This window comes from Solemya elarraichensis gill symbiont, assembly GCF_002021095.1.
In the GTDB taxonomy this organism is placed as follows: domain Bacteria; phylum Pseudomonadota; class Gammaproteobacteria; order Chromatiales; family Chromatiaceae.
Map to the genome: position 1 here is coordinate 1 of NZ_MPRK01000202.1, position 3,153 is coordinate 3,153.

The following is a 3,153-nucleotide window of genomic DNA, read 5'->3' on the forward strand; positions in this document are numbered from 1 at the left end:
GTATCTGTAGTGCACCTGTCGCATCAGGTACACACAGGATGGTTACCCAGCCAATAAGCTCAATCGCAACGCGACGACCGTGTAATTTCGCAAGGCGTTGCCTGGTGACCGGATCTTTCTCCAGTACCTGGTTAACAGCCTGCTCCAGTCCCACCAACAGGGTGTTGGATACTTCCATGATCAGAGCTTGAAACCGCGATGCATTGCGACTACGCCGCCTGTCAGGTTGTGATAATCACAATGTTCGAAACCCGCATCCTGCATCATCTGCTTGAGAGTTTCCTGGTCAGGATGCATGCGAATCGACTCTGCAAGGTAACGGTAGCTCTCGGCATCCTTTGCCACCAGCTTGCCCATTAACGGCAGTGCCTTGAAGGAGTAAAAATCGTATATTTTCTCGAGTGGCTTGTTGACCGGCTTTGAGAACTCCAGCACCAGTACCCGGCCGCCCGGCTTGATGACGCGAAACATCTCGCGCAGTGCCTTGTCCTTGTCGGTGACATTGCGCAGGCCGAAACCGATGGTGACACAATCGAAACTGTTGTCCGGGAATGGAATCTCCTCGGCATTGATTTGCAGGTACTCAACATTGCCGACATGGCCTGCGTCGACCATGCGTTTTCTGCCCTCTTCGAGCATTGCGAGGTTGATGTCGGACATCACCACACGACCCTCGGGACCTACCAGTCCTGCAAAGCGGGAGGCCAGATCACCGGTGCCTGAGGCAAGATCGAGCACATGTTGGCCGTTTCGAACTGCGGAAAGATCAATGGCAACGTGCTTCCATAGACGGTGGACGCCGAGCGACATCAGGTCATTCATGATGTCGTAATTTGATGCGACCGAATCGAACACCTCACGGACGCGGTCAGCCTTCTCCTCTGCCTTGACAGTCTCGAAGCCAAAATGGGTGGTTTTGTCGCTGTTCATATCTACTATCCATTTGTTGATCTGAAGATTATAACCAATTCCTCCAAATCAATCCCTGTAACTGAATTCGACTTGTCGCCTCGATTTACGGCCTACAAGGGTAAACTATCACTCTGTTCAGGTAACGCATCACATATTTAGTCACCAGGTACACTTGAGCATACAATAAGGACAGCACTGTTCGAATAGTAAAACCAATCGCCAAAGCACTTTAGACTGATTAACCACATACAAGAACTACGTTTCAATTATGGCAATACGAATCGGAATCATCTCGACAGTTTGGCTGCCCAGCCACGGTGGTGCGCAGCAATATATACACAGGCTCGCCCTTTCCCTGGCAAAACAGGAAGATTTCGAAGTGTTTGCATTCTGTTCAACACAGGAGGCGACAGATAAGGACAACGGTGAGTTCCCGGTGACCCGGTGGGAAGACGGGCATGAACTTACTCGAGCCAGTTGGGGAAATTCAATTCTGATGCCGAAGAAATTCCCCGTCATAGATATTTTCAAAATGTACGATTTTCTTGATGCTTCAGTCGCATGGGCGACTGAACTGGAACTGGATATCGTTTTAATCAGCACCCCATTTCAGGAACCGGAGAATCACCAGGGGCGTGAACTATACCTTCAGCTCAAGGCTCTTGGGATCAAGACCGGCGCCCTGTATTATGACATCAGCCACCCTGTACAGAAGATGCTATTTGAATTTTACGAGCGTAAGACTGGCAACTGGTCTCAAGCCGGTGACGGCGTTCGCAAGTATCTTTCTTCGCTCTTGGAAGCACATAATCGCCTGCATACTTACCATGCAATTGGTAGTCCACTGTTTTTCTCTCCGGATTTTGTCATCTCCTGTTCATACTGGAGTGAATCGTTCATTGATCCTGATGACTCGACACCGAAATTTGTCCTCCATCCACTCATGGAGCAAGCTTATTGGAGCGATAACAGCACCATGCAGGAATCACTGGATGAAGTCGACGTTCTGATGGTTAACCCGAGATCAAGAAACAACCCCACGCAGATGGCAAAACTCATCAATGACGCAAATCCACAATGGAAATTCAGAGTGTTGAATGGCGGCTGGTCAGATGGAACAGATTTTCCCGCAGAATTTCTATCCAAGATTAAGCAATCAGCAGCAATGAAGGAAGGCAGAATCGATATGCGCCCATATGTATCCGACATGCGAGACGCATACCGAACTTCTAATCTTGTATTTTTTCCTAGCAAAATCGAGGGTTACGGCATGACAGCAGTTGAACCAATGTACAGTGGAACTCCTGTGATCAGTAGTAACTATCCGGCAATACTTGAAGCTGTCGGCGATGCTGCGTATACGCTCTGTCCACTGACCGCCCCTGCAGACTCCTGGCGCCAGGCAGTTGATGAGGTACTGAACAACCCTTCCGAATGGAGAATGAAAAGCCTGGCCCGTGCAGATGAGCTTGAAGATCGGCAGAATAAAGAGTTAGGCAACCTCGTCTCATTCCTTAATACTTTTGTATAAGACTCGCAGCAACAGGCTCGCATTATGATGAATATGCAGGGGATCACATGAAAAAGGCACTGATCACCGGCATCTCGGGCCAGGATGGAATTTACCTCTCAGAACTACTACTTGAAAAAGGATACATAGTCCACGGGATCAAGCGCCCTGGCGCTCTACACAATACAAACAGCATCAATGACCCCTACCAGGAACCCGGTCAACCAAACCGCTACATTCACCATGGTGACATAACAGATTCATCAAGCCTGACTCGAATCGTTGAACGGCTACAACCTGATGAAATCTACAATCTTGCCGCACAAAGCCACGTTTCCGTTTCATTCGATGAGCCTGAATACACGGCCGATGCCAATGCACTTGGCACCCTTAGACTGCTTGAAGCAATCAGGAAGCAGGGCCGGACGGGCAAAACACGTTTCTACCAGGCTTCGACCTCGGAACTCTTCGGAAAAGCACAGGAGTCGCCACAAACAGAGAAGACGCCCTTTCATCCTCGCAATCCGTACGCTGTTGCCAAACTCTATGGGTACTGGATAACCGTCAATTACCGCGAGGCCTATGGTCTCTATGCCTGTAATGGCATCCTTTCTAACCACGAATCACCTTTACGCGGCGAGACATACGTCACCCGTAAGATCTCTCGCGCCCTGTCACGTATCAAGCTGGGCTTGCAGGATCGGCTTTCCCTTGGCAACCTCGCTGCCAAG

3 protein-coding genes are annotated in these 3,153 nt (G+C 49.6%); 2 read left to right on the forward strand and 1 reads right to left on the reverse strand.

Annotation, left to right across the window (positions count from 1 at the left end; all coding sequences use genetic code 11):
• Positions 1 to 180 precede the first annotated feature (180 nt).
• Positions 181 to 930 carry a bifunctional demethylmenaquinone methyltransferase/2-methoxy-6-polyprenyl-1,4-benzoquinol methylase UbiE gene (gene ubiE, locus BOW51_RS08990; RefSeq protein ID WP_078477432.1) on the reverse strand — a complete coding sequence of 250 codons (750 nt, stop codon included), beginning with the start codon at positions 928 to 930 and terminating at the stop codon, positions 181 to 183.
• Positions 931 to 1,180: 250 nt separating this feature from the next.
• On the opposite strand from ubiE, the gene BOW51_RS08995 reads away from it, so the two are divergent.
• Positions 1,181 to 2,443 carry a glycosyltransferase family 4 protein gene (locus BOW51_RS08995; RefSeq protein WP_078477433.1) on the forward strand — a complete coding sequence of 421 codons (1,263 nt, stop codon included), beginning with the start codon at positions 1,181 to 1,183 and terminating at the stop codon, positions 2,441 to 2,443.
• Positions 2,444 to 2,490: 47 nt separating this feature from the next.
• A partial coding sequence (locus tag BOW51_RS09000; RefSeq protein ID WP_135568195.1) for a GDP-mannose 4,6-dehydratase occupies positions 2,491 to 3,153 on the forward strand: 663 nt, incomplete at its 3' end.